Origin of the sequence: Phocaeicola dorei (assembly GCF_013009555.1) — a bacterium.
GTDB lineage: Bacteria > Bacteroidota > Bacteroidia > Bacteroidales > Bacteroidaceae > Phocaeicola > Phocaeicola dorei.
Window position 1 is genome coordinate 5,583,234 of sequence record NZ_CP046176.1, and the last position, 25,723, is coordinate 5,608,956.

Below are 25,723 nucleotides of genomic sequence, written 5' to 3' on the forward strand. Positions count from 1 at the left end.
ATATCCCAAAACCGGGGGTTTTGTATCAATAAAGTTGTAACTTTGTGATTCGAAACCCTCGGTTTCTTTATTTTAATAAAAGAAAGAAGATTATGGTAGAATATACACTCGGTAAAAAAGAGCGTTTGAATAGTAAGACATTGATTGAGCGTCTTTTTTTAGGTGGAAGCAAGTCTTTTCCGGCTTTTCCGCTACGTGTGGTGTATATGTCGGTAGAGCCTGTGGAGGAAGATATGGCGGCAGCTTCTATTCTGATTAGTGTGCCCAAGAAGCGGTTTAAACGTGCGGTAAAGCGTAATTTGGTGAAACGTCAGGTACGTGAGGCTTATCGGAAGAACAAGCATTTGTTGCTGGATGCGCTAGCTTCCCGGAACAAAAGACTGATTATCGCCTTTATATGGCTGGATAACCATATTCATTCTTCTGCAGAAGTGGAGGAGAAAGTGAAGAAGTTGCTGTTTCATATAGTGGAAAGATTGGAATGAAAAAGATACTTTCCTATCTGTTGCTGTTGTCCGTTTATTTCTATCGGGGGTACATTTCTCCGATGACTCCTCCTTCATGCCGTTTTGTACCTACCTGTTCGGAATACGCTATTGAGGCTATTAAAAAACACGGACCTTTTAAGGGATTATACCTGGCGGTTCGTCGGATATTGCGTTGTCATCCGTGGGGTGGGTCGGGCTATGATCCGGTTCCGTAAAATCTGTTGTTCCTATGTTGCTGGATATTCATACACATCATAAAGAGGGCATTCCGGGAGAAAATATTCTCAATGTAGAACCCGGACTATTTGAGCCTGCGGAAGGCTGCTACTATTCCATAGGTATTCATCCGTGGAAGGTTTTGGAAACTGAGCCGGAGGATTGGAAACGGCTGGAGGATGCGGCTGGCCATTCATCTGTTTTGGCAATAGGGGAGGCAGGTCTGGATAAGTTGGCTTCGGCTGATATCTTGCTGCAAAAAGAGGTGCTAATCCGACAAATTTTATTGAGTGAGTCAGTAGGAAAGCCGTTGGTGATTCATTGTGTGAAGGCGTTTAATGAGCTGATTGAGTTGAAAAAGCGGTATCGGCCGCAGATGCCCTGGGTGGTACACGGTTTCCGTAATAATTTGAATATTGCCTGTCGGCTGATGCAAGAAGACATTTATTTCTCCTTGGGGGAAAAGTATCAGCCTGATGTGCTACAGAATGTGCCTTTAGAGCGTTTATTGGCCGAAACAGATGAAAGTCCGCTGGATATCCGCACGGTTATCGGGCAAATGGCAGAGGCGAAAGATGTGGCAGTCTCCTTGTTGTGTGATAGAATAAGTGAAAACACACGGAAAATCTTTTTTCAGCGATAAGAGTTGTTTCTTCAGATAAAGAGTCGTACTTTTGTGGCATTAAAGTATAAATCAAACATTTAAATAGATAATCATTCGATGAATTTTGTAGAAGAATTAACATGGCGTGGAATGGTGCACACGATGATGCCGGGCACCGAGGAGTTATTGGCTAAAGAACAAGTAACAGCTTATCTGGGTATTGATCCTACGGCTGATTCTTTGCATATCGGTCACCTGTGTGGTGTGATGATGCTGCGTCATTTCCAGCGTTGCGGTCACAAGCCGTTGGCATTGGTGGGCGGTGCGACCGGTATGATTGGTGACCCTTCCGGCAAATCGCAGGAACGTAATCTGCTGACTGAAGAAACATTGCGTCACAATGTGGCTTGTATCAAGAAACAGTTGGCTAAGTTCCTTGACTTTGAGAGCGATGCTCCTAACAAAGCCGAATTGGTGAACAATTACGACTGGATGAAGGACTTTACTTTCCTTGATTTCGCCCGTGAGATAGGTAAGCATATCACCGTAAATTATATGATGGCTAAGGATTCTGTACAGAAACGTTTGAACGGTGAGGCTCGTGACGGTTTGTCATTTACAGAATTTACTTACCAGCTGTTGCAGGGATACGATTTCTTGCATCTTTATGAAACAAAGGGCTGCAAACTTCAGATGGGTGGTTCGGACCAATGGGGTAATATTACTACCGGGGCCGAGCTGATTCGTCGTACCAATGGCGGTGAAGTGTTTGCATTGACTTGTCCGTTGATTACAAAAGCTGATGGTGGTAAGTTCGGTAAGACTGAATCTGGTAATATTTGGTTGGACCCCCGTTATACTTCTCCTTATAAGTTCTATCAGTTCTGGTTGAATGTAAGTGACGAGGATGCCGCACGTTATATAAAGATTTTCACGTCACTGAGTCAGGAAGAAGTGGAAGTATTGACAGCAGAACATGCTGAAGCTCCGCATCTGCGTGTATTGCAGAAGCGTCTGGCTAAGGAAGTGACTGTGATGGTTCATTCGGAAGAAGATTATAATGCGGCTGTTGAGGCATCAGGCATTCTGTTTGGTAACGCCACTTCCGAAGCATTGAAAAAACTGGATGAAGACACGTTGCTGGCAGTGTTCGAAGGTGTTCCTCAGTTTGAAGTGTCCAAGGATGTATTGGCCGAAGGGGTGAAAGCAGTAGACCTGTTTGTTGATAATGCCGCTGTTTTCGCTTCAAAAGGTGAAATGCGTAAGCTTGTACAGGGCGGTGGTGTTTCGTTGAATAAGGAGAAATTAAATGCCTTTGACCAGGTAATTACAACTGCTGATCTGCTGGACGGAAAATACCTGCTGGTTCAGCGCGGGAAGAAGAATTATTATTTGGTGATTGCCAAATAAGAAAAAAGAGAATTTCTTTTATAGATAAAAATAAAAACCGGAAGGAGAAATGATAGGTTTTCTTCTTCCGGTTTTTTGTATCTTTTTTCTCCTTATTTTCCGTCTATCTCTTTCAACAACTCGTCTACCGCAGCTTTCAACTGGGTATCTTCACCTTTCACTACTGTTTCCGGTGAGTTAGCCACTTTGATATCCGGCTCCAGTTGTGAGTTTTCCAGATAGCTTCCATCCGGCAAGCGATAGCCGATAACAGGAATGCCGAATACCAGTGTCGGATCTTGCAATGTTTCCCAAGATACGCTGGTCATGGTTCCCGGTACAGGCATACCTACCAGTTTGCCTATTTTTTGATGGCTATATACCCATGGAGTGCCATGTGCGTTGCTGTAGTTAGCCTCGCACTGCACCATGATACTCGGTTTGTTCCAACGGCGGCTGGGCATATCGCAAGCTTCACGTCCACGAACTACTTGTGTAAAGTATTTCTTTCCGCTGAATAGAATCTCGATATCCTCGTGCAGACGTCCTCCGCCATTGAAACGGGTATCGATGACGATACCTTCACGGTTATTGTACTTGCCCAGAATATCTGAATAAACGGAACGGAAGCTGTCATCTCCCATGGATTCAATGTGCACGTATCCCAAACGGCCGTTCGACCATTTGTCTACATCGGCTGCCCGTTGTTTTACCCAGCGTGCGTAAAGTAAGTCATTCAAAACACCATTGCTGATAGGAACAACTACTTCTTCCCAACGTTCTTTGGTCTGCGGGTTATAAAGCGTAACCAGTGTTTTCTTTCTGGCTTTACCGTTCAACAGAACAGAGTAATCGCTTTCGGGAGTGATTTCCTGACCGTCGATCTTTTCAATGATATCTCCGGCTTTCACTTTGGAACGGGCGTGGTCGAAGGGGCCTTTTTCCACTACCTCAGAAATCAACAGGCCTTTGCCATTATGATTCCAGTCATACAATAATCCTAAGGTAGCGGTGGCATCTCCTTTCAGGCGCGGACGGTAACGTCCTCCTGTGTGTGAAACGTTCAGTTCGCCCAGATATTCGCTCAACAACTCCGCAAAGTCATAATTATTATTGATATGCGGTAGGAACTTGCGATAGGCTTTGGTCATAGCATCCCAGTCTATTCCGTGCATGTTCAGGTTGTAGAAGCGTTTTTGTTCTTGTTTGTATACGTGGTTGAACATATAGTCACGTTCGGCTGCGAGGTCCATCTTCACGTGGGCTTGATAGCTGATGGGTTTCAAGCTTTCAGAATTAGTACCCATTTTCTGCATCGTGTTGCTACCTAGCAAGAATAAGTTCTTTCCATCCTTGTCCATTTCCATGTTGGCCCATCCGGCATCCATTTTATGGAGTAACTTGGTGTCTTTCTTGCGCAGATTCATTTTCCACAGGTCATAGCCGCCTTCGAAGGCAGAGAGGTAATATAAGGTTTCACCGTCTTTTGTGATAATGGCGCTCCCCAAATCGGAAGAGTTGGGAGTAAGGCGTACGATGCGGTCCTCGATGTTGCTCAGTTCCACCACGATGTCCTTTACTTTTTCCTCTTTTTTCTCTTCGGATTTTTCTTTGTTATCACCTTTCTTTTTACCGTTTTTCTTGGTTTCGGTTGTGTTCTTTTGTTCTTTTTCCAGTTCTTTTTGCAATTCGTAATCTTCTTTGCTCAGGCGGAACTTGTCATACGCATCTTGGTTCATAAATACCAGCATCACATCGTTTAGTGATCCCCATGAAGCATGGGCACGCATACCATAACGTTCGGTAATGAATAAAATGGCATTACCATCCAGTACCCAGCGAGGGGAGCCACTGGTATAGCCGCTATTGGTCAGATTGATAATTTTTCCTCCTTGTGCATTCACCATACCTATATCGGAATATGGATCATGCCGGTTTCCGATAAATTCCAATGTGAACCATTTGCCATCCGGTGACCATGAATAGTCAAAGCCACCGCCGGTGCTGAACCAGGTGGCGCCGTCAGTGACCTGACGTACCTTTTTGGTTTCCAGATTAAGCACCATCAACCGGTTACGGTCTTCTATAAAGGCTAGTTCCTTCCCGTCCGGCGAGAATTGCGGATAGGTACGTTCTGTCTTGTCCGAAGGCAGGAGTACTTCTTCTTCAATGGTAGTCGCATTGGGGAAGTTAGCTTCTTCCTTACGTGCAATCTTGGCCATGTAAAGTTCCCAGTTTCCGTTGCGTTCACTGGCGTACGCTAAAGTACGGTTGTCCGGTGAGAAAGTAAGTCCTGCTTCACGGGCAGGGGTATGTGTGATTTGCTTGGTAGTATTATAATCGGCAGAAGTGACGAATACTTCACCTCGTACAATGAAAGCAATTTGTTTGCCGTCCGGTGATACGGTAGCTGAGGTCGCTCCATTACTGAAATTCAGATCCGCTATTGTATTTTGGTCATCACGGGTGATATCGATCTTGACTTTCTGCGGTTTATCTCCTTGTTTTTGAGTGTATATTTCTCCATCATACGTATAACAGAGAGTGCCGTTGCTACCCATTGACAGGAAGCGGACCGGATGAGTCTTGAAGTTGGTGACCGTTTCCAATGATTGAGGACTACTTATTGGAAAGGAATATACGTTGAATGTACCGCCGTTTCGTTCGCTCAGGAAATAAACGGTTTGTCCGTCGGGTGCAAATACAGGGTTACGGTCTTCGCCTGCATGGGCGGTCAGGTTGGTATGCTTGCCGTTTTCCGAATTATATAACCATACGTCACGGGTGATGGACGAGGTGTGGTGTTTGCGCCATTCGTCTTCAAAACCTTTGCGGTCTTGGTAGAGAAATGTTTTTCCTGATTTGTCAAAGCAGACCATTTCTGCGGGAGTACCCAGCACCTGTTCGGTACGTCCGCCGGTTACAGGGACTTTGTATAGTTCTGTCATAGCTGAGGTAGGGAACAAGGCACTGTTGGCAGGGTCTTGGATGGAGGCCGAGAACAGGATATAGTTGCCGTCGGTGGTGAAGGTTGACGGTATTTCGGAAGCCGAATGGGTGGTAAGACGCCGGGCTGCTCCGCCATCGGCCGACATGACAAACAGGTCGAAATTACCATTGCGGTCACTGGCGAAGGCAATTTGTTTACTATCCGGTGACCAGATGGGGTTACACTCATATGAGGCTTGCGTAGTGAGTTGGGTGGCAGTTCCTCCGTTGGAGGGTACTTTATAGATATCTCCTTTATAACAGAATGCAATTTCCGTGCCGTCGGGGGAAATTTGCACGTCACGCAGCCATAAAGGTGTAGCTGCATAACTGCTTGCTGCAACAAGGCTTAAAGCAAGGCAAGTTAGAAGTTTTTTCATGTATTTATTTCTTTTAGTTTGTACGCAAAGTTAAGCATTTGCACTTTATTGCAAAAAAAAGTGCGAAAATATTTGGACTATATTGCAGGAAAAACGTATCTTTGCACCGCTTTCCAAGGAAAGCACATAATGATTGGACTATGGTGTAATGGTAGCACAACAGGTTTTGGTTCTGTTTGTCCAAGTTCGAATCTTGGTAGTCCAACAATTTTCAATCTAAAATGAAATAAAAACCCGTTAAACATATAGTTTGACGGGTTTTTTTCGTATCCGGTCGTCACAGTTTTAAAAATAGCCCTATAATCAGGGCCCAATTGGATGCCAACAATTTGGGTCAACGTAAAAACCTGAGGGATTCATAGATTAAGCATAAATTTTAGTCAGTCTGAATAGAAAGAAAGTCCTGTCCTTTACTCCTCTGAACTGTGTTCTGAAGTCCTTGATTTTGGCATTGAACGATTCGGAAGCTGCGTTGGTGGAACGCCTGTCGAAAAAGTTGACGATTTCCAGATAATGTGTCTGTATGGAACGTATTACCCTTCCGAACGCAAGAAAGCCGGACTTTTCAACTTCGTCATACCATCTGGCAAGTCTTGTCAGAGCGGTGTCCTTGTGCTTGCACTGGTGATATATCAACCCGAGCCTCATGGAAAGATAGTATGCCTTCTTCAGGTCGGGATATTCCCTGAAGAGGATACCGGCACGTATGCGTTGGGATTCAGTCCATAATGACTCTTTTTTATACAGCAGATAGATACTGCGGGCGAGCAATTGCTTGCGCGAATCCCCGTTCTCAAAGGTCGGGGCATGGTATATCTTCCCGCACGCCTTTGCGTATGCGATCTGTATTGATTCCTTGTCCAAAGCCTCCCAGCGTGCCTTCACGCGCATTTCCTGTAAAGCTTCAAAAGCCAGCTTCTGCACATGGAAACGGTCAGTAACACGGCGTGCCGCAGGAAAGCAGACACGGGCGATCTGTTCCATATTAGGAGCCATATCCATAGTGATTTCCCTTACCTGAAACCGTCTGCGCCGGGAGAGACGGAGCAATACGGAGGTGACACTCCTTACATCTGTACCTTTTACAATGGCGATGATGCTGCCTGAACGGCCTGTCTTTTCCTTGTTTATGAGGATAGTATAGAGCTCACCACGCGAAAGGCAGACTTCATCTATACCCACATAGGCCCCTATATTCTTCTCAAAGAGAAGCCAGTCCCCGGCATGAGGAAGAGACTCCCATTTCAGATAACCGCTCAAGTGGTTGCGGTATTGACGTTCAAGAAGCTCACCGTCCACACCGAACAGGGTTCCCAGCAGCTTACAACTGACAGGAAGCGTATCAATATAATTCTTTTAAAAAAGACGCAAACTCATGCGTCATACGGCTGCCTTCCGCTACCAGTTTCCAGTTACGGCTTACGTAACGCCCCTCGTCTTTCAAAATCCACCGGCGCCGGCGGATATTCAGGAAAAGATTCTTGCCACGGATGGGGAAGTCCCGGACTACTACAGGGTCGTAGAAGCCTTTGCTTTCCACTTTGACAGTCGAATATTCACCGGGAAGCTCATTTTTCTCTTCCAGGTAAATCACGATTTCACTACTGCTTTCCTTTACATCGGAAATGTTGAAATAATCCAAGGTACCTTCGGGAAGAAGGAGACGGTAACCGTTAGTTTCCATAATCGCTGATGATTCGTTTGTTTCACACAAAGATAGGATTTTATCGGATATACCCCTCAGGATTTTACGTTGACCCAACAATTTGCTCTCATTGCTTTGGGTGACTTGTCTGAGTAAGAACAAAGATACAAAAATAAAAGTCTAAGTGTTTAAGATATTGTTTTTATAAAAAAGTTAGAGCCATTCTCCTTTTATACTACAGATTTATTTTTGAAATTTCTCCTGTTTCTGTTGTTTGATTCATATTTGCTTTTCTCTTCTATATTTAAAGAATGCGGTATCTGTCTATATTAAAGTAAAAATAAGAATGAATAGGGTACTGAATATCGGGAATATGACAAATAAAAATAGTTACAATATCTACATATCTCTTGGCAAGAGATCTATAAAGTATATTGCAAAAATACGTAAATTACTGGTAATAAGCAATAAAAAACAACGATAATTCTATATTAAAGAAATAAAAAGTTATGATAATCAAAGTTTATATATGTATTTGGTGAAGGATATTTATTTTATAACTATCTGTATTTCAGTGTATTAATCATGAAGAGTATATCTCTTGCCAAGAGATATATCGTAACGTAGCATGAATTGATATAAATTATAGATATAATGAAGTTAAAAAATTATGCAATCTTGCTTTCTTTCCTGCTTGGTGGAAGTGCATTTGTGAAGGCGCAGGATATCGCGTTGAAGAGCAATATCCTTTATGACGCCTCAGGCACTATCAATTTGGGTGCTGAGGTTGGTCTTGCCCCCAGATGGACGCTTGATGTATCAGGCAACTATAATGGGTGGGTCCGTTCGCATGGTCGTACGTGGAAACATTGGATGTTGCAACCTGAGGCACGTTATTGGTTCTGTGATCGTTTTACCGGTCATTTTGTGGGCGTTCATGCTCACGGTGGACAATACAATGTGGGTAACCTGAAGAATGACATTTCGTTTTTGGGTAGTGATTTGTCCAAACTTTCTGATCGTCGTTATCAAGGATGGTTTGTAGGTGCCGGTATTGCTTACGGTTATTCGTGGATTCTTTCCCGCTACTGGAACGTGGAGGCCGAAATCGGTGTGGGTTATGCCTATACCCGTTTCGATGCCTATCCCTGTGCCGATTGCGGCACCAAACTGATTGATGGCAAATCCCATCACTATGTAGGCCCTACAAAGGTCGCACTAAACCTGATCTACGTATTTTAAAAGATACTGCTTATGAAGAAATTACTATGTATACTTCTTTTGTTATTTTGCATAATAGGAATAAACAGCCAGACTATTCTGACGTTGGGACGTGTAAAAGTAGACGGTCTGAATATTGCTCGTAGCGGTGAGAATCTGCTTGTGTCAATGAATATTGATGTGGCAGGTATTGATATGCCGTCTTCCCGTGAAGTATCTTTTGCTCCTGTGCTCCGTGCGGAGAATAATGAATTGTTTCTTTCTCCTGTAGTGCTGGCAGGTCGTAACCGTTATTATTTCCATTTACGCAATGATGCTGCTCCAGGTGTGGGTATTTCACTGTTTCGTGCCGGTCATGACCGGGTAATTCATTATAGCGCCATGGTGCCATATGCTGAATGGATGGCCGACGCTACTCTTGAGCTTGGCGATGAGGTGTGTGGTTGTTTGTGCGAGGTACTTTTGTCCGACCGTTCGCCGTTGACTACGCTGGATTTTCACCCGAAGATTTTCTCTCCGATCTTTGTTTATTGTGTTCCGAAAGCAGAGGAGCTGAAAACCCGTGAACTGAAAGGTTCCGCTTATATTGATTTTCCAGTGAACCGCACGGAAATTTACGAGGATTACCGTCGTAATCCGATAGAACTTGCTAAGATCCGTGCCACGATAGACACCGTGCGCAATGATGCTGATACCCGCATCACTTCTATTCACATTAAGGGCTATGCTTCTCCTGAGGGTAGTTATGCCAATAACACCCGCCTTGCCCAAGGACGTACGGAAACATTGAAAGATTATGTACAGCGTTTGTATAATTTCCCGTCTGGTGTCATGGCTACAGACTACGAGCCTGAGGACTGGGCAGGACTGGAGCGTTATTTGAAAACTTGTACACTTCCGGATCGTTATGGCATTTTGGAGTTGGTGCACAGCGGTGGTGATCCGGATGCACGTGAACAGAAAATCAAGGCGCGTTATCCCCGGGACTATCAGTTTCTGCTTCGTGAGGTCTATCCCGGTCTTCGTCACTCGGACTATACGGTGGAATATGTAGTCCGTGCTTATACTGATATAGAAGAGGCGCGTCGCATTTGGCGTACTGCCCCGGGTAAGTTGAGTTTGAATGAATTTTATCGTGTGGCGGAGAGCTATCCGGCAGGCAGTGACGAGTATAATGAGGTGTTCGAAACCATGGTTCGTCTCTATCCTGATGATGCTACGGCAAATCTGAACGCTTCCAATGTGGCGATGTCTCGCGGTGATCTTGTTTCGGCGCGTAAGTATGTGGCAAAGGCAGGCGGCACGCCTGAGGCGGTATATGCGCGCGGTGTACTTGCCGGACTGGACAAAGACTATGTACAGGCACGCCGCTTGTTGTCGCAGGCACAAAGCATGGGTGTGAAAGAGGCTGCCGATGCACTGGAACAGATTAACAAAATTGATAAGAAGTAATAATAAGAAAATAAGGAATCAATATGAAAAAGTTTAGTAAGATTTTGATGTCCGGGCTTGCAGCATTGTGTTTGTGGGCATGCTCAGATGAGGCAAATGTGTCTCAGCCGGCCAATGCTGAGAATGATGTATATGTGGAATTCGGGGTGCAACTGATGCAGGGAAGCAGTTCAAGGAGCACGACAACAGATGGTGAGGATGGAAACGGAAGCAATTCTACTGGCGGTGCTGAAGTGGGCAAGAATTATGAGAATAGTGTCAAGGAGATATTGTTGGTGCTGACAAAGGCTGACGGATCTCTCATTGTCAGTCAACGTCTGGATGTGGAACCTAAAGAGGATGGAAAATACCCCAGACTTGTGACAACTTTGGACAGAAGTGCATTGGAGACATACAAAACAGGAGAGATTTACGCTTATGCTTTCTGTAATCCCATTTCTTCTATCAATATCAATGATCTGACCCATAGTATTCATACGCTGTCGGATGAACCTGAATTATTAACAGACAACGATGAAATCTGGAAAAAAGACGCTTTCCTGATGTCTAACCACAATTTGGTGAAAGTGGCAAATTCTACCCCGAATACGATTTGGAACTGGGAACAATATACTGAGTCCAATCGTCTTTCTCTGGGTACCATCTCGGTGGAACGTGCTTGCGCACGTTTTGATTTCAAAGCGAGCAGCTATCCCACTACAGAGGCTACTAACACTTATGTGCTGGAGAGCACCAATGGCGTCAAAGTCCTGCTGACTGATATGGTAATGGTCAATATCAGCAAGAGTTTCTATCATCTGCGCCGGGTGTCTGCTAACGGACTTGCGGATGATATAGACTTGTGTGGACAGGAAACTTCAAACAACTATGTGGTGGACACGGATGCAAGGGAAAAGAACGGTAATGTCGGAGAAACTTATAAAGGTAACTATTTTTATAATAACTTTTTTGCTAGATCGGTAGCTGAATGGGAAAATAAATTCACAAAGATATCTTCTTTGACCGAAGAAGACAATGACGAATCTTGGAACACAGGCAATCGCAACGGATACAAAATTTGGCGTTATGCAACCGAGAATACCATCCCTGCTCCTAACAGTAATCAGAAAAACGGTATCTCTACCGGTGTGATTTTCAAGGGAAAACTACAATTTAACAAGTCAACTTATGGCGTAACCGGTGATCAGCCCATTTTTGTATATAACAATGTGTTGTATGGTACTTGGGAGAAAGTGAAAGATGTGGCTAATGCTGCCAACGCAGATGAGAGCCTGAGAGCCGCTTATGCCCAAATAGGGGAAACACCCGCTGCCGATGCTGAATTTGGCAAAGCAGGATTCACTGTTTTACGCCCGAACGGAAGCGGTGACTATGAAATGTATTATTGCTATTGGAACCGTCATAATGACAATAATGATCCTAACCTGATGGGACCGATGGAGTTCGCTGTGGTGCGCAACAATGTGTACAAACTGATGGTGAACAAAATTAACGGCTATGGTCATCCTACCTCGCCGGGTCCTAAAGATGATCCCGATCCGTTCGATCCGAACAATCCGGATGAACGAAATGACCTCTACATCGAAGTAACCGTAGAAGTGCGTCCTTGGGTGGTCCGCATAAATGACATAGAGTTCTAAATAAGTACTTATTATACCCTATTAAACAATGAATAAGACAACAAGATTCATACATACATTAAGATTGCCGGGCATGGTGCTTTGCACCGTGCTGGCGGTAGCTGCATTGTTGTCCTCCTGCCATGGCATATACAATGATCTGGAACCCTGCTCGCAAGGTGTCCGTTTGCGTTTTGTCTATGACTATAATATGGAGTATGCCAATGCATTCCATTCGCAGGTGGACTGTCTGGCTCTGTTGGTCTATGACGAACAGGGCAACTACCTGGTTACTTATATCGGTACAGGTGACGAACTGAAAGATGAGAATTACCGCATGACCCTCGATTTGGAGAAAGGTAGTTATCATTTCATTGCATATGGCGGGCTGACTTGTCCGAAAACCTCTTTTTCGTTCAAGGCGGTTCCCGGCATCGGTTCAATCATGCAGGATTTGCGTGTAGAGATGCATAATGCCGGACGTGTTTCGGAAACCGATCTGCATCCCTTGTTCCACGGCTCGCTGGACATGAGTGTGGACAATGGCGCTTACGAGGAAGCGACTGTGTACCTGATGAAGAACACCAACAACATCCGTGTGGTGCTTCAGCAGATGAACGGCGGCGAGGTGGACGACAAGAACTTTACTTTCCGTATTACGGATGACAACACCTTGTTTGCTCCCGATAACAGTCTGATAAGCAATGGCGGACAAGTCTATGCTCCATGGGCACAAGGGCAACGTACAGTGGGAGTGACAGAAGAAGGTGATGAAACAGTGACAGTGGCATACGCCGAGTTTTCTACCTCGCGACTGGTTGCCGGCAATCATACGCGCCTGACCATCACCCGTAATAGTGACAATGCGCAGGTACTGAACATTCCGCTGAACGAGTATCTGCTGCTACTGAAGAGTGATCACTTCGACAAAATGGGTGATCAGGAATTCCTGGACCGTGAAAATAACTGGTCATTGATATTTTTCTTGGATAATAATCACAATTGGATACGTACCCATATTGTTGTCAATGACTGGATAGTAAGAATTAATGATGCAGAATTATGAGAATAAAGGATTGGGGATATACCGTGGCCGTGCTGGGCGTCTGCTTCCTCCTGATGTGCGGATGTGACAGCAGAAGTGATGAGGGGCTTTCGTTATCTAACGGGCCTGATGCGGTCTATCTGGATATCAATGTCGCCCTGAGAGATGCTTCCGCATCCGGACGTTCTGTTTCCGGACGTGCGGAGGAAGAAATGTATGGTGAGGTGACGGAAGCCGAGAAGATGCATACGCTGCGTGTCATTCTGGTTCGTCCGGATGGCAGGGTGGAACATAATGTCTATCTTGATTTGAAGAATGCTTCTGTGAGCGACCGGTATGGAAAAATCCGCCTGAAGGTGCAGGGCAATGAGGAAAAGACTATTTACCTGCTGGGTAACGAGGGGAGTGCTTCGGTGGAACTTCCCGCTGTGGAGGGTGAGGTGTCTCGGGTATCCAAAGCTTGGGGCGACTTTAAACCCGGAGACAAATTTCTTGCCAAGGAGCAGATGGCAGGGCTTGTGTTGTCGTTTGACAATGTGGGGGCTTTCGATAAAACTCACCCGCTACCTATGAGCGAATGTCATACGGTGATGCTGGATGACGAAGGTCTGGAACCTGACAATGGGGAGCAGGGACAGACCGGTGAAGAGGGTGAGAAAGTGGTACTGAAAAAGAAGGAGATCACATTGAAACTTACCCGTGCTGCCGTAAAATTCACGTATGAGATAACGAACAAGAGTAGCCGGGATTACTGGTTGAGTGTAATCAGAATAGATAAGTCGGCTTCTCATGAATATCTTCTGCCTAATGGTATGACGTACGATGATGCGGAAAATGTGACTGATTTCCAAGTACCGGCAGCTAAATATACACCGTTTAATCAGCTATACAAGGAGAATAAGAAATTGACAGCAAAATCAACGGAGCCGGTCAAACTACCTTCATTCTACCTGTCGGAAGGAAAGTATGAGAATGCCAATGACACATATTCAGATAATACGAATGGCAATAATTATAAGACTTCCTACAAGACCGCTATTACGCTGGATACAAAGGATAATAGTGGTGAGGTGTTAGGCGACAGGGCCGGAAACACTTCCTTCGGGGAGTTCACCTTGGAAAGTTTCTTTCCGAATCTTTCTGCTTTGCCTCGCAATACCCATGTGGTGGTGCGCATCACCATCAATGATGCGAATGACATATCATGGCAGGTGGATTTGCGTCCATACGGCGAAGTGGTACTTGAACCTGAATTTGGAATATAATGAAAATAAGGAGAAGAGAATGATGAAAAATAAAGCGATGCGTTGTGTTTGGTTGGTATGCGGTCTGTTGATGCTTGCCGTTACCTCGTGCAAGGACGATCTGCTGTACACGGACGGGGAACCTATTCCCGAAGGAGAAACCACAATAATAGCACAGGTGGACTTCCGGCCACTGGTGGAGGGGCTTGCGGGCAAATCGCGTACGGCGGGTGATGCTATCAAGTCCATTCAGGATTTGTGTGTGTTGTTGTATGACACGGAAGGAAATTTTGTAGAGGGACATTCGTTGGAATCGATAAGCAATGCAAACCCGACTGATGGACAGTTTTATGTGAATGAGGTAACACGCAAGGATGGGGATGCACCTGATGGTGGCACTATAGCCGAAACGAAAACCCCACAAGCGAATCTCAAATTGACCATTCCTTACGGACGTTATTACATCTATGCGGTAGCCAATATGGGAGAGGACTTTAAGAAGGCGGTTCAGGCGCATGGGAAGGAAAATGGTGCTGCAGAGGAGGTTGCAAAGTATAAGACAGCTATTGCAACGAAAGAAGGATTAAAAAGCATTTCTCTTACTTGGGATGTTGCTGATGTGGCTAAGAACAGTCAGATGTTCGGTCATTTCACCATAGTGGGGCAAGAGAATAACAGTGAATTGATCACTATCAATAAAAAGGGCATGAAGTTGCATTCCTGGATACGCCGTGCAGCTTCCAAGGTAACGATTGCATACGATGGCAGTAAACTGGAAGAGGGTGTTTTCATTTATTTGAAATCGGTGACCATAAAGGACATCCCGCAGAATTGTTGTCTGGGACAGGATAATCCTGCAGTTCCGGAAAACTATCAACCGAAGGATAGGGACGAAGGAGTAAAGCTTGATTTGATAAAAAATGGTGAAACCATAAAATATTATGAAGGTGACACCGAGCCGACTATAAGTGATTTTAAGGAAACATACGAAGCCCGTATTACGAAGGGGAAACCTCTATTCGGCAGTAAAGAACAGGGTGAAAACGCATATCATCCCAAAAAGTTGGCGGATGTGCATACCGAAATTACCAACGCTCTTTATTTTTATGAGAATATGCAGGGTAAGGGTAAAGAAGGTACTCCTAGTGATAAACGTCAGGTGGTTGCAAATACCCTTAATAAGACCGAACCGACCTATCCTAACGGAGGTCAAGAGAACAATGAAGCATGGAAAGATGCCAAGCCATACGGAACCTATATAGAAGTGGATGCTTTTTATGTTTCTATCAATGATAAGAAAGTGGGTAGAGGTCCTATCAAGTACCGCTTTATGTTAGGAAAAGATGTGATAACCGATTATAATGCGGAGCGTAACCATCACTACAAACTGACTTTGAAGTTCAAGGGATATGCCAATGATGCAGACTGGCATATAGAGTATGAAGAACCGGAGCCGGGTATCGAGGTTCCGAATCCTTATTATATCTCTTATCTTTATAACCGTACGATGAATCTTCCGGTAAAGATTAATACGGGAGGAGGTACACTTACGTCTTTAAAAGCTGAGATTCTCACGAATAATTGGGCACCGTATGGAACACTTCCTTTGGCGAAAGGTGGGTTGGATTATGCCAGACAATATGATTATGCTGAAAATCCAAGTAACTCATCGCTAAATCAACCATGGAATGGATTTCTTTCACTTCGTAAAACTGCTGCCAGAGTTCTAGCTTGTAATCAAGAAGGGAATGCTAAGGATCAGGTACCCTCCGGTCTACCAGAAGGAGCAATGGTAAATATCAGTAGCAATAAGGACTATTATGAGACAACAAATAAAGGAGTTCGTAAATATGTAGTGGGAAATGGAACACATGAGGAAGCAGACGGTAATTACAGTATAACTGAAAATGACGATCATTTACTTGCTTCTATTCCTTTATATACTCGCGCCAAACAGATGCATATTAAAACGGGTTATACAGGAAATAATCCGTATGTGGCTTATCAGCGGCATGCAAAAGTTAAAATTACCGCTACGGTAAAAGTGTCAGACATAGAACATACACTTGAAGAAACTGTCGATATATATCAAGTACGAAGACTTGTGAATCCCAAAGGCATTTATAGAAGCAATAACAAAAATGAGCCTTTTCATGTAACTTTATTGCGATTGCCAAGGGAAAATGCAACAGAGTTTATTCCTTTTTCATCCGAAGGACCTTGGAAAGCGTATGTTGTAAATGCACAAACAGAGGCTGATAGAGGAGATCCCCCTTATACAGATCCTAATCGTGGATTTATCAGTCTTTCTGTTTCAGATACAGAAAATACAAGTCAGGATGAAAAGGGGGTTATACATGGTGTTACTGGTTCGGATATTAAATTTGATATTAATTTTAATGGAACAATAGCAGCGGATGCCCCCAATAGGAATGCGATAGTGCGTGTGGAATATCATAATTACACCTGCGAACATCTTATTTTCGTGCACCAAGGAAACCGGCCGCAGAAGTTGTTATCCGACAAGCCGGCATGGCATGTGTCGAATCTGGTCAGCAAGAATAGGGAAGCTTCTAATCCGTTGGATGAAGGCTCTTTGTTTAAATATAAAAATCTTGATCAGCCTATTGCTGCAAAGAATCAGTATTCCAGTAAGATTCCAATGATAGATGTAACCTCCAAGGATTTCCCTGATCCTGTATCAAATCAGAATAGGTATGAATTGGTAGGTGGTGAAATCAAGAAGTGGATGGAGATAACAAATCAGCCTGCAAATAATAAAGAGGCTTCTTGGGGGCTTGACTTGACGAGTACTCGTATTGCTCAAATAGAGGATTATGAGGCATTGTTTGAAAACGAAATGATTGCGCAAGGTTATGGTGTGCTTTATGGGGATGAATCTACGGAACCCAAAACAAACATTGTGGATGCATACGGATATCAAGAAGATCAAGCATATTACTTCGGTGGAAGTGCTATAAAAGACCGTGGAATACGTGGATGCTTTGTTTATAATAGAAATACGGGTAATCATATCTTTCTTCCGGTGGGGGCTTCCGGATATGGTCATAGAAAAGCTAAAGAAGGAAATGGAGTTCTGCGTTATTCTTGCGGGCAAACTCAGATATTCCCAACGAATCCTAATGGATTCTATACTGATGCATCTACCGCTCCGTTATTTTATGACCTCTATATGCGGCCCGGTGCTATTTATTGGACAGAGGATGTTACTGGAACAGGAACATGGGGAACGACTGTAGGTTGGGATATTAATTATTTTACATTTGACTTTAACAGAATATATGAGGCTAATGTGTTTAATGGAAATAACAGTGACGCCTGCTTCATCCGTTGCGTAGAAGATCCAAATTAGTTTCTTTTTAGGCAAATATAAACAGGACAATCGATCCAAAGTTGCTGGAACTTGGATTCGATTGTCCTGTATGTTGTTCATGTACGTGCGTGAATGTTTGCAAATATTTCTGGTGACGCTCTTCTCTTAAAGTTTCATTTTCTGCTGCCACTGCTACCACCCTATGTGTAGGGTGTTCTTGAAAACTACCGGGATTAACGATGCAGCACATTTACAATTTCCACCACATACATCTTGTGAAAACCACCGTGCGATTCCCCGTACCATCGGTCTGTAATGCTCTTGTCGATAAAGTTTCTGGGCTTGATCAGGTCGGCATACAATTTCTTGCATTCAAAAGTCAGCCGCGCCTGCTCAAAAATAATGCTCCCGTTCTCGGTGAACAAGGGAGATAGTCCTGTCGCTTTTACTTTATCCATGTCACGTCCCGATTTGGAACCGCATATTTTATGCACTTCTTTATGCTCTTTACCTAGAAAAGAGAGAGTGAGATAGTCATTCTGCTCTATAAAGTCGAATGTATAACGCTCGGGGCGGATAAAGATAAAGGCTACCGGACGGTTCCATAGAAATCCTGCACCTCCCCAGTTTGCCGTCATGGTGTTGAATTTGTCTTTGGTACCGGCGGTTACCAACATCCATTCCTTGCTGATTGTCTCAAACAGATTGTCAGTCAGTTCGTTTACTTTTATTTCTTTCATTGTTTCCGTATTTTTAGCTAGTACAAAGATATAATTTTTTTCTTTTACTGTTTCAGATTAAATTTGCTAATTATTATCTTTGCGAGAAATATTAATTTAAAAAAAGAAAGGACGATACAGTGGCAAATGATGTAGTTTTAACCCCGATGATGAAGCAGTTTTTTGAGTTGAAAGCAAAGCATCCCGATGCGATTATGCTATTCAGGTGCGGGGATTTTTATGAAACTTATTCAGAAGACGCTATTGTTGCCTCAGAGATTTTGGGTATTACGCTGACCAAGCGGGCCAATGGACAGGCAAAGAGCGTAGAAATGGCCGGCTTTCCTTTCCATGCATTGGACACGTATTTGCCCAAGCTGGTACGTGCCGGTAAGCGGGTGGCCATTTGTGACCAATTGGAAGATCCCAAGATGACTAAGAAATTGGTGAAGCGCGGTATCACCGAATTGGTGACCCCGGGTGTAGCCATCAATGACAATGTTCTTTCTTACAAAGAAAATAATTTTCTGGCTGCCGTTCATTTTGGGAAAGCTAGTTGTGGTGTGGCCTTCCTTGATATCTCTACCGGTGAATTCCTTACCGCAGAGGGGCCTTTTGACTATATAGACAAGTTATTAAATAATTTCGCCCCCAAAGAGGTGCTTTTCGAACGTGGTAAACGGGGGATGTTTGAAGGAAATTTCGGAAGCAAGTTTTTTACTTTTGAGTTGGATGACTGGGTGTTTAATGAAAGTTCCTCGCGCGAGAAGCTGTTGAAGCACTTTGAGACCAAGAACTTAAAAGGTTTCGGGGTGGAGCATCTTAAGAATGGTATTGTAGCTTCGGGCGCTATTTTGCAATACCTCAATATGACGCAGCATTATCAGATCGGTCATATTACTTCTCTTTCCCGTATAGAGGAAGACCGTTATGTGCGTCTGGATAAGTTCACGGTACGGAGCTTGGAACTCATAGGTAGCATGAATGAGGGCGGAACCAGTCTGCTGGATGTGATCGACCGCACTATCAGTCCTATGGGAGCCCGTCTGCTAAAACGCTGGGTAGTCTTTCCGTTGAAAGATGAGAAGCCTGTCAATGAGCGTCTGGATGTAGTGGAATACTTCTTCCGCGAGCCGGATTTCAAAGAGTTCATAGAAGAGAAACTACATCTGATAGGAGATTTGGAACGTATTGTTTCGAAAGCTGCCGTAGGACGAATCTCTCCACGCGAGGTGGTGCAACTTAAAGTAGCTTTGCAAGCCATCGAGCCGATTAAGAATGCCTGTTTGAATGCGGATAACGGGAGTCTCCGCCGTATTGGGGAACAACTGAATTTATGTCTGTCTATCCGTGAAAAGATAGCGAAAGAGGTTAAGAATGATCCTCCTTTGCTGGTGAATAAAGGTGGTGTGATAGCAGACGGGGTGAATGCAGAACTGGATGAACTACGGCAGATAGCTTTTTCCGGCAAGGATTATCTGCTTAAAGTACAGCAACGTGAAAGTGAGCTGACCGGCATTCCCAGCTTGAAAATTGCTTATAACAATGTGTTTGGTTACTATATTGAGGTGCGTAACACGCATAAGGACAAGGTACCTGCCGACTGGATCCGTAAACAGACACTGGTGAATGCGGAACGCTATATTACTCAGGAACTGAAAGAATACGAAGAAAAGATCTTGGGTGCCGAAGATAAGATTTTAGTACTTGAAACAAAGCTCTATAACGAATTGGTGATCGCTTTGGCAGAGTTTATTCCCGCCATTCAGATTAATGCCAATCAGATTGCCCGTTTGGACTGCCTGCTGGCTTTTGCGAATGTGGCGAGAGAGAACAATTATATCCGTCCTGTTGTGGAGGACAGTGAGGTGATTGACATCAGGCAAGGCCGTCATCCTGTCATCGAGAAGCAGCTTCCGGTAGGGGAGAAGTATATTGCCAATGATGTCTTTCTGGACTCGGAAACCCAGCAAATCATTATCATTACCGGTCCCAATATGGCGGGTAAGTCGGCTTTGCTACGCCAGACTGCGCTGATTACCTTGTTGGCGCAGATGGGTAGTTTTGTTCCTGCCGAAAGTGCGCGGATCGGTATGGTGGATAAAATATTCACCCGTGTGGGAGCCAGCGATAATATTTCTGTGGGCGAATCTACCTTTATGGTTGAAATGAATGAGGCGGCAAATATTTTGAACAACCTTTCTAGCCGCAGTTTGGTGCTGTTTGATGAGTTGGGGCGCGGAACCTCCACTTATGATGGTATTTCCATTGCTTGGGCTATTGTGGAGCATATTCACGAGCATCCTAAAGCCAAGGCACGTACACTGTTTGCCACTCATTATCATGAGTTGAACGAGATGGAGAAATCTTTCAAGCGCATCAAGAATTATAATGTATCTGTGAAGGAGATAGATAATAAAGTGATTTTTCTGCGCAAACTGGAACGTGGCGGCAGCGAACATTCTTTTGGTATTCATGTGGCAAAGATGGCAGGTATGCCGAAAAGTATTGTGAAGCGTGCCAATGATATTCTGCATCAACTGGAAACGGACAACCGCCAGCAGGGCATTGCCAAGCCTACGGCTGAGATAGCGTCCGGCCGGAGCGGAATGCAGCTCAGCTTCTTCCAGTTGGATGATCCGGTATTGGGTCAGATACGGGATGAGATTCTGAATTTGGATGTCAATAATCTGACCCCTCTTGAAGCATTGAATAAGCTGAATGATATCAAGAAGATAGTAAAAGGCAAATAAATGCCTTCATTTTTCATTAACCATTAATTACTAACCATTAATCATTATCATGAAACACCTACTAACCTTATGGATGTTGGCCTTGTGTCTATGTGTTTCGGCCAAGGAAACATGTCCGAAAGTAATTCCCGCCCTGCAAGAGTGGAAGGGGGGAAGTGGAAAACTCGTATTGCCTGCTGAAGGCAGTATTGTTGTAGCTCCTGCCGATGAGGCGGCACTGAAAAGTGTGGCGACTGTGCTGGCACAGGACTTGAAAGACCTGTTGGATTGGAACTACACCATTAGGACCGGGAAACCGGGAAAGAATGATATTTATCTTTCATTGATGAAACCCGACAAACAATTGGGAGAGGAAGGGTATGTGCTGACTGCTGGACGCTATGCCGGTATCGAAGCGCCGGCTCGTCAGGGAGCCTTTTGGGGAACCCGGAGTTTGTTGCAGATTCTTTATAATGAAAAAGGACAGTTGCCCAAAGGAGTTGCCCGTGACTGGCCGCAATATCCCAGTCGTGGCTTCATGCTGGATGTGGGCCGCAAGTTCTTCACAATGGATTTCCTGCGGCAATATGTCAAAATACTATCGTTCTATAAACTGAATGAATTTCAGATCCATCTCAATGACAATGGTTTTGTACAGTTCTTTGATAACGACTGGAACAAGACCTACGCTGCTTTCCGCCTGGAGAGTGAACGTTTTCCGGGGCTGACCGCCAAGGATGGTTCTTATACCAAGAAAGAATTCACCGACCTGCAACGTCTGGGCATGGAATATGGTGTGAATGTGATTCCAGAGATTGATATTCCGGCTCATTCATTGGCCTTTACACATTATAAACCCGAGATAGGCAGTGATAAATATGGAATGGATCATTTGGATTTATACAAGGAGGAAACCTATCGTTTTGTAGATTCTTTGCTGGATGAGTATCTTTCTGGCGAGAAACCGGTTTTCATAGGTCCCGATGTACATATCGGTACAGACGAGTACAATGCCAAGGAAGCTGAAAAATTCCGCTATTTTACAGACCGGTATCTGAAGTATATAGAGAAATACGGGAAGAATGTCCGTATGTGGGGAGCACTGCGCTGGTTGAAAGGAAACACTCCGGTGAAAGCAGATAATGTGACTATCAATGCCTGGTCATACGACTGGATTGATCCTAATGCTTCTTTGAAAGACGGATATAAGATTATCAATACGTGTGATGCTTATCTTTATATTGTTCCGGCTGCCGGATATTATCGTGATTTCCTGGACACGAAATGGCTGTATGAGCAATGGCGTGTGGGTAAAGTGAATTCTAAGGAAGAGTTGCCTGAAGGAACTCCGGGACTGTTGGGAGGTATGTTTGCCGTATGGAATGACCATTGTGGCAACGGTGTGTCACAACAGGATGTGCATTTCCGTACATTCCCAGCCGCCCAGGTACTGGCCGAGAAAATGTGGAGAGGTAAGAATGAAATGGTTTCTTACGAAGAATTTGAGAAATTGTGCAAACAGATGCCTGAAGCTCCCGGTATCAACCTGCTGGGGCGTGTGCAGGGTGAGGTAGTCTTTCCGGGGCAGAATGAAGAACTGTCTTTGAACGGTACGGACAGCATTGCCACTATGTTGCCGGAAATAGGCTATCCATACGCGGTAGAATTTGAAATAAATCCGGACAAAGAACAAAATATCAACGGTATTTTGTTTAAAGGCCCTCATTCCACCGTATATGCCAATTGGGAAAATAAGGGAAAGCTGGCTTTCAGCCGTGACGGCTATACGTTTGTATTCCATGCTGCTACACTGCCTGCCGGAGCATGGACGAAGGTACGCATAGAGGGAGACCACAAAGGTACTACTCTTTACATAAACGGTGAGAAAGCGGAACGTTTGGAAGGACGTGTCAAACAGTTTTACAACTATACTCATAAACGCAAGGACAAGATGTATATGCAGGAAACTTTGGTGTTTCCCATGCGGCAGATAGGGGATGTGCAGAATGGGTTCAGAGGGAAGTTGCGGAATATAAATTGCATGCAATAAAAGATATTTCTTTCTCTTGCTGTGTAGGGGCAGGTTTTAGACCTGTCCCTATGCCCAATAGGAGTGAAATTTCTCCGAATGTTATCTTTAATAGTGTTATATTGTTTATTATCAATGTTTTATATGCGATAAATGTTATCTGTTTTATTTTCATGAAAAGGGCTTTATACCTTACTTTGCATTATTAAACTTAAGCAACAAACCCGATGAAAATAAAACAAATTCTACTTTGCATGCTTTTAGCCTGCTTTATTCTTCCCGCTTCCGCACAGAATAGCTGGGGTATTGTAGGAGGCGGACTTTTTTCTAAATCTTTGTCCAGGGATGCACGCTTCAGCCTAGGCGGTTATGCCGGAGGAATGTATGACGTTCATGTTAAAAACTCATGGTATGTACAGCCACAATTATTATTTACTTATGAAGAATTCAGATCCAAGACAAGGCTTGGTACCGATTCCTTTTTTAGTAAATTCAATTTGGAGCTTCCTATCCTTGCTTCTTATAATGTTGCTTTAAATAACAAATGGAATTTGCGCATCAATGCGGGACCGTATCTGTCCTATGCTATGTTTGGCAGGGATAAATCCATTGACTACGCCTATGGCAACGGAATGCACTCTAGTTTGGGCTGGTGGCATCAGGATTTTCCAGATCATTTTACTTACGGTGGAAGGACCGGGGTTTCATTGGAATCCGAGCATTTCATTTACACTATCGATGGTAAATGTTCTCTTCGTAAGAGGCCTTTCGGGCGGAATGTCAGTTTATCGGCCGGTGTAGGATATAAGTTCTGAGTTTTCTGTATCTTTGTCGCCGGAGAATAAAAATAGAGTTGCATGTATGTTTATATAAAACAGCCGGGTATTGTTTGCCTTCTATGTTGGCTTTGTCTTTCCTGTACTTTGCAGCGCACGGAACATCCTGCTTTGCGGCAAGCAGGATACTTGATGGAAGAACATGCCGACAGTGCGTTTTCATTATTGAAATCCATCTCTTCCCTGATCGGTATGACCCCGGAAGACAAGGCCGATTACGCTTTGCTGCTGGCTGAGGCTGCGGATAAAAATGGTTATTCACTGCTTCCTTGTGACTCATTATTGAATTTAGCCCTCCATGTATACCATGAAGAAGCCAAAGAACATGCTATAGCTCTTCTGTATAAGGGTAAAGTGCAACAGGAAATGGAAAACTATGCCGATGCCCTGAAAAGTTACCGTATGGCGCTTGAAATCCTTTCCGCCTATCCATGTGAATTCTATTGGAAGGGGTTTGTATATAATATGTTGGGTGGGCTGTATGGCAAACAGAACTTGTACGCACAGGCCAAAGATATGTATGTCAAGGCTTGTTATAATGATTCGCTGGCACGGCATAACCGTCATTTCATCAGTTCACTCAGCAATCTGGGGGTAGCTTATATCGGCTATGGAAATATAGACTCCGCTTTTATCTGCCAGCAACGCGCTTTGCAGCTTTCTCTTTCTACTGATAGTTTCCTTTTGCATTCTCTTTATGGAAATATAGGGGATTTATGCGGACGTACAGGACGGACCAGTATAGCTATTACTTGTCTGAAAAGGGCATACGATGCTTGTCGTCTTAGAGAAGACAGCTTGCAGTGTCTTTGGAATCTAGGGGAATTTTATTATAATAACGGGCAGCTTGATTCGGCTCTTTATTATTTGAACCGGAGCAAGGAAGCTGTCGATATTCATATCCGGTATCTCTCTTTCTTTGACTTGTATGCCATAGCTAAGCAGCAGGGAAATGTGGAGAAAGCTTTGGAATATCTGGAAATCAGCACCGAGTTGGAAGATTCCATCTATTCCACCAATGTGGCCACGGAACTGGAGAAGAAGACCTATCGCTGGAATGCCGACGCGCAAGTAAGGAAAGAACAGTTCAAGGCTAAACGGAGGATATACACCATTGCGATGATAGCTGTGGTGTTGCTGCTAGTCATTGTGATTATTTATCAACAGATACTGAAGAACAAGAAGATATAGCAATCCAACTATAAATATCTGTTGCAGAAGCTGAAACAGAACCTGATGGATATGCAGCAGAATATTGCTCAACATGAAGAGGTGATAGCCGAATTGAAACAGAAACAAGAAAGCCGTGCCGAGGAAATAGAAGAGAAGGAACGGGCTATAGAGGCCATGAAGATGGAGAAAGAGAAATTGCGCAACTGGTTGTTCCGGCAAAGTGCCCTCTATACGAAAATAGACAAACTGGCCAACCAGCAAAAGCATCACAAAGAGCGTATTGCAGTGCTCACCAATGCTGAGCAACGCCAACTCAGAGTGATTATAGGACAGATTTATGCTGATTACATAGAGCAACTGCATACCCGGTATCCCAAGTTGAACGAAGATGATGTCCTTTTGCTATGTCTGCAATTGGCGGATTTATCTCCTTTTGCCATCGCTTTATGCTTTGGTAATAATGATGCACAGATTGTAGCGCAACGCAAATATCGTATGAAAAGTAAGATGGAATAACTGTGTGTTACAGAATTTGCATAATGTTTTTTTAATAGATGTTTGTATATCAGGTTATAAAGGCATTTTGCTATCTTTGTGCATAGAAAGCTA

The 25,723-nt window shown here is 44.1% G+C and carries 17 protein-coding genes, 1 tRNA gene and 1 pseudogene; 15 read left to right on the plus strand and 4 right to left on the minus strand.

What is annotated here, in order from left to right; translation table 11 throughout:
- Positions 1 to 92 precede the first annotated feature (92 nt).
- From rnpA to tyrS, 4 genes are all read left to right on the plus strand, one after another.
- On the plus strand, positions 93 to 485 hold the full coding sequence (rnpA, locus tag GKD17_RS22875) for a ribonuclease P protein component (RefSeq protein WP_007834276.1): 393 nt from the start codon (positions 93 to 95) through the stop codon (positions 483 to 485).
- A complete protein-coding gene (gene yidD / locus GKD17_RS22880) occupies positions 482 to 703 on the plus strand; it encodes a membrane protein insertion efficiency factor YidD (protein WP_007834277.1) in 222 nt (73 codons plus the stop codon). The genes rnpA and yidD overlap by 4 nt, the downstream gene beginning before the upstream one ends.
- Positions 704 to 717: 14 nt before the next feature.
- On the plus strand, positions 718 to 1,347 hold the full coding sequence (locus GKD17_RS22885; RefSeq protein WP_007834278.1) for a TatD family hydrolase: 630 nt from the start codon (positions 718 to 720) through the stop codon (positions 1,345 to 1,347).
- Positions 1,348 to 1,425: 78 nt separating this feature from the next.
- On the plus strand, positions 1,426 to 2,718 hold the full coding sequence (tyrS, locus tag GKD17_RS22890; RefSeq protein WP_007834279.1) for a tyrosine--tRNA ligase: 1,293 nt from the start codon (positions 1,426 to 1,428) through the stop codon (positions 2,716 to 2,718).
- Positions 2,719 to 2,810: 92 nt separating this feature from the next.
- Here tyrS and GKD17_RS22895 read toward each other — a convergent pair whose 3' ends face one another.
- The gene (locus GKD17_RS22895) at positions 2,811 to 6,065 is read right to left on the minus strand and encodes a S41 family peptidase (RefSeq protein ID WP_007834280.1); all 3,255 of its coding nucleotides are present in this window, start codon (positions 6,063 to 6,065) and stop codon (positions 2,811 to 2,813) included.
- Between the two features lie 134 nt (positions 6,066 to 6,199).
- On the opposite strand from GKD17_RS22895, the gene GKD17_RS22900 reads away from it, so the two are divergent.
- Positions 6,200 to 6,270: transfer RNA gene (locus tag GKD17_RS22900), tRNA-Gln, on the plus strand.
- 158 nt (positions 6,271 to 6,428) lie between these two features.
- Here the strand turns inward: GKD17_RS22900 and GKD17_RS22905 are convergent.
- Positions 6,429 to 7,382, minus strand: coding sequence for an ISAon1 family transposase (locus GKD17_RS22905; protein WP_229103367.1), 954 nt, complete (start codon positions 7,380 to 7,382; stop codon positions 6,429 to 6,431).
- 25 nt (positions 7,383 to 7,407) lie between these two features.
- Entirely contained in the window at positions 7,408 to 7,749 is a 342-nt protein-coding gene (locus tag GKD17_RS22910; RefSeq protein WP_007843962.1) for an ISAon1 family transposase N-terminal region protein, read from the minus strand.
- Positions 7,750 to 8,364: 615 nt separating this feature from the next.
- On the opposite strand from GKD17_RS22910, the gene GKD17_RS22915 reads away from it, so the two are divergent.
- The 6 genes from GKD17_RS22915 to GKD17_RS22940 are packed head-to-tail and all read left to right on the plus strand — an operon-like array spanning position 8,365 to position 17,664.
- Positions 8,365 to 8,952: a DUF3575 domain-containing protein gene (locus GKD17_RS22915; protein ID WP_007834282.1), complete on the plus strand. Its 588-nt coding sequence runs from the start codon at positions 8,365 to 8,367 to the stop codon at positions 8,950 to 8,952.
- A 12-nt stretch (positions 8,953 to 8,964) separates the two neighbouring features.
- A complete protein-coding gene (locus GKD17_RS22920; protein WP_007834283.1) occupies positions 8,965 to 10,383 on the plus strand; it encodes a DUF3868 domain-containing protein in 1,419 nt (472 codons plus the stop codon).
- A 23-nt stretch (positions 10,384 to 10,406) separates the two neighbouring features.
- A complete protein-coding gene (locus GKD17_RS22925) occupies positions 10,407 to 12,023 on the plus strand; it encodes an Mfa1 family fimbria major subunit (protein WP_007834284.1) in 1,617 nt (538 codons plus the stop codon).
- A 28-nt stretch (positions 12,024 to 12,051) separates the two neighbouring features.
- Positions 12,052 to 13,068, plus strand: a complete 1,017-nt coding sequence (locus GKD17_RS22930) for a FimB/Mfa2 family fimbrial subunit (protein WP_032935978.1) — start codon at positions 12,052 to 12,054, stop codon at positions 13,066 to 13,068.
- Positions 13,065 to 14,312: a hypothetical protein gene (locus GKD17_RS22935; RefSeq protein WP_007834286.1), complete on the plus strand. Its 1,248-nt coding sequence runs from the start codon at positions 13,065 to 13,067 to the stop codon at positions 14,310 to 14,312. Before GKD17_RS22930 ends, GKD17_RS22935 begins: the two co-directional genes overlap by 4 nt.
- Before the next feature lie 19 nt (positions 14,313 to 14,331).
- A complete protein-coding gene (locus tag GKD17_RS22940) occupies positions 14,332 to 17,664 on the plus strand; it encodes a hypothetical protein (RefSeq protein WP_007841695.1) in 3,333 nt (1,110 codons plus the stop codon).
- A gap of 194 nt (positions 17,665 to 17,858) precedes the next feature.
- On the opposite strand, the gene GKD17_RS22945 is transcribed toward GKD17_RS22940, so the two are convergent.
- Positions 17,859 to 18,365 (minus strand): flavin reductase family protein, encoded by a 507-nt coding sequence (locus GKD17_RS22945; RefSeq protein WP_007834289.1) that lies wholly within the window; start codon positions 18,363 to 18,365, stop codon positions 17,859 to 17,861.
- Between the two features lie 119 nt (positions 18,366 to 18,484).
- Between GKD17_RS22945 and mutS the strand changes: the two genes are divergently transcribed.
- From mutS to GKD17_RS22965, 4 genes and pseudogenes are all read left to right on the plus strand, one after another.
- On the plus strand, positions 18,485 to 21,097 hold the full coding sequence (gene mutS, locus GKD17_RS22950) for a DNA mismatch repair protein MutS (RefSeq protein WP_032934181.1): 2,613 nt from the start codon (positions 18,485 to 18,487) through the stop codon (positions 21,095 to 21,097).
- A gap of 49 nt (positions 21,098 to 21,146) precedes the next feature.
- Positions 21,147 to 23,126: a family 20 glycosylhydrolase gene (locus GKD17_RS22955; RefSeq protein ID WP_007834291.1), complete on the plus strand. Its 1,980-nt coding sequence runs from the start codon at positions 21,147 to 21,149 to the stop codon at positions 23,124 to 23,126.
- Between the two features lie 206 nt (positions 23,127 to 23,332).
- Positions 23,333 to 23,920, plus strand: coding sequence for an outer membrane beta-barrel protein (locus tag GKD17_RS22960; protein WP_007834292.1), 588 nt, complete (start codon positions 23,333 to 23,335; stop codon positions 23,918 to 23,920).
- 42 nt (positions 23,921 to 23,962) lie between these two features.
- Positions 23,963 to 25,630, plus strand: a pseudogene (locus GKD17_RS22965) (tetratricopeptide repeat protein).
- The last annotated feature ends 93 nt before the right edge of the window (positions 25,631 to 25,723 follow it).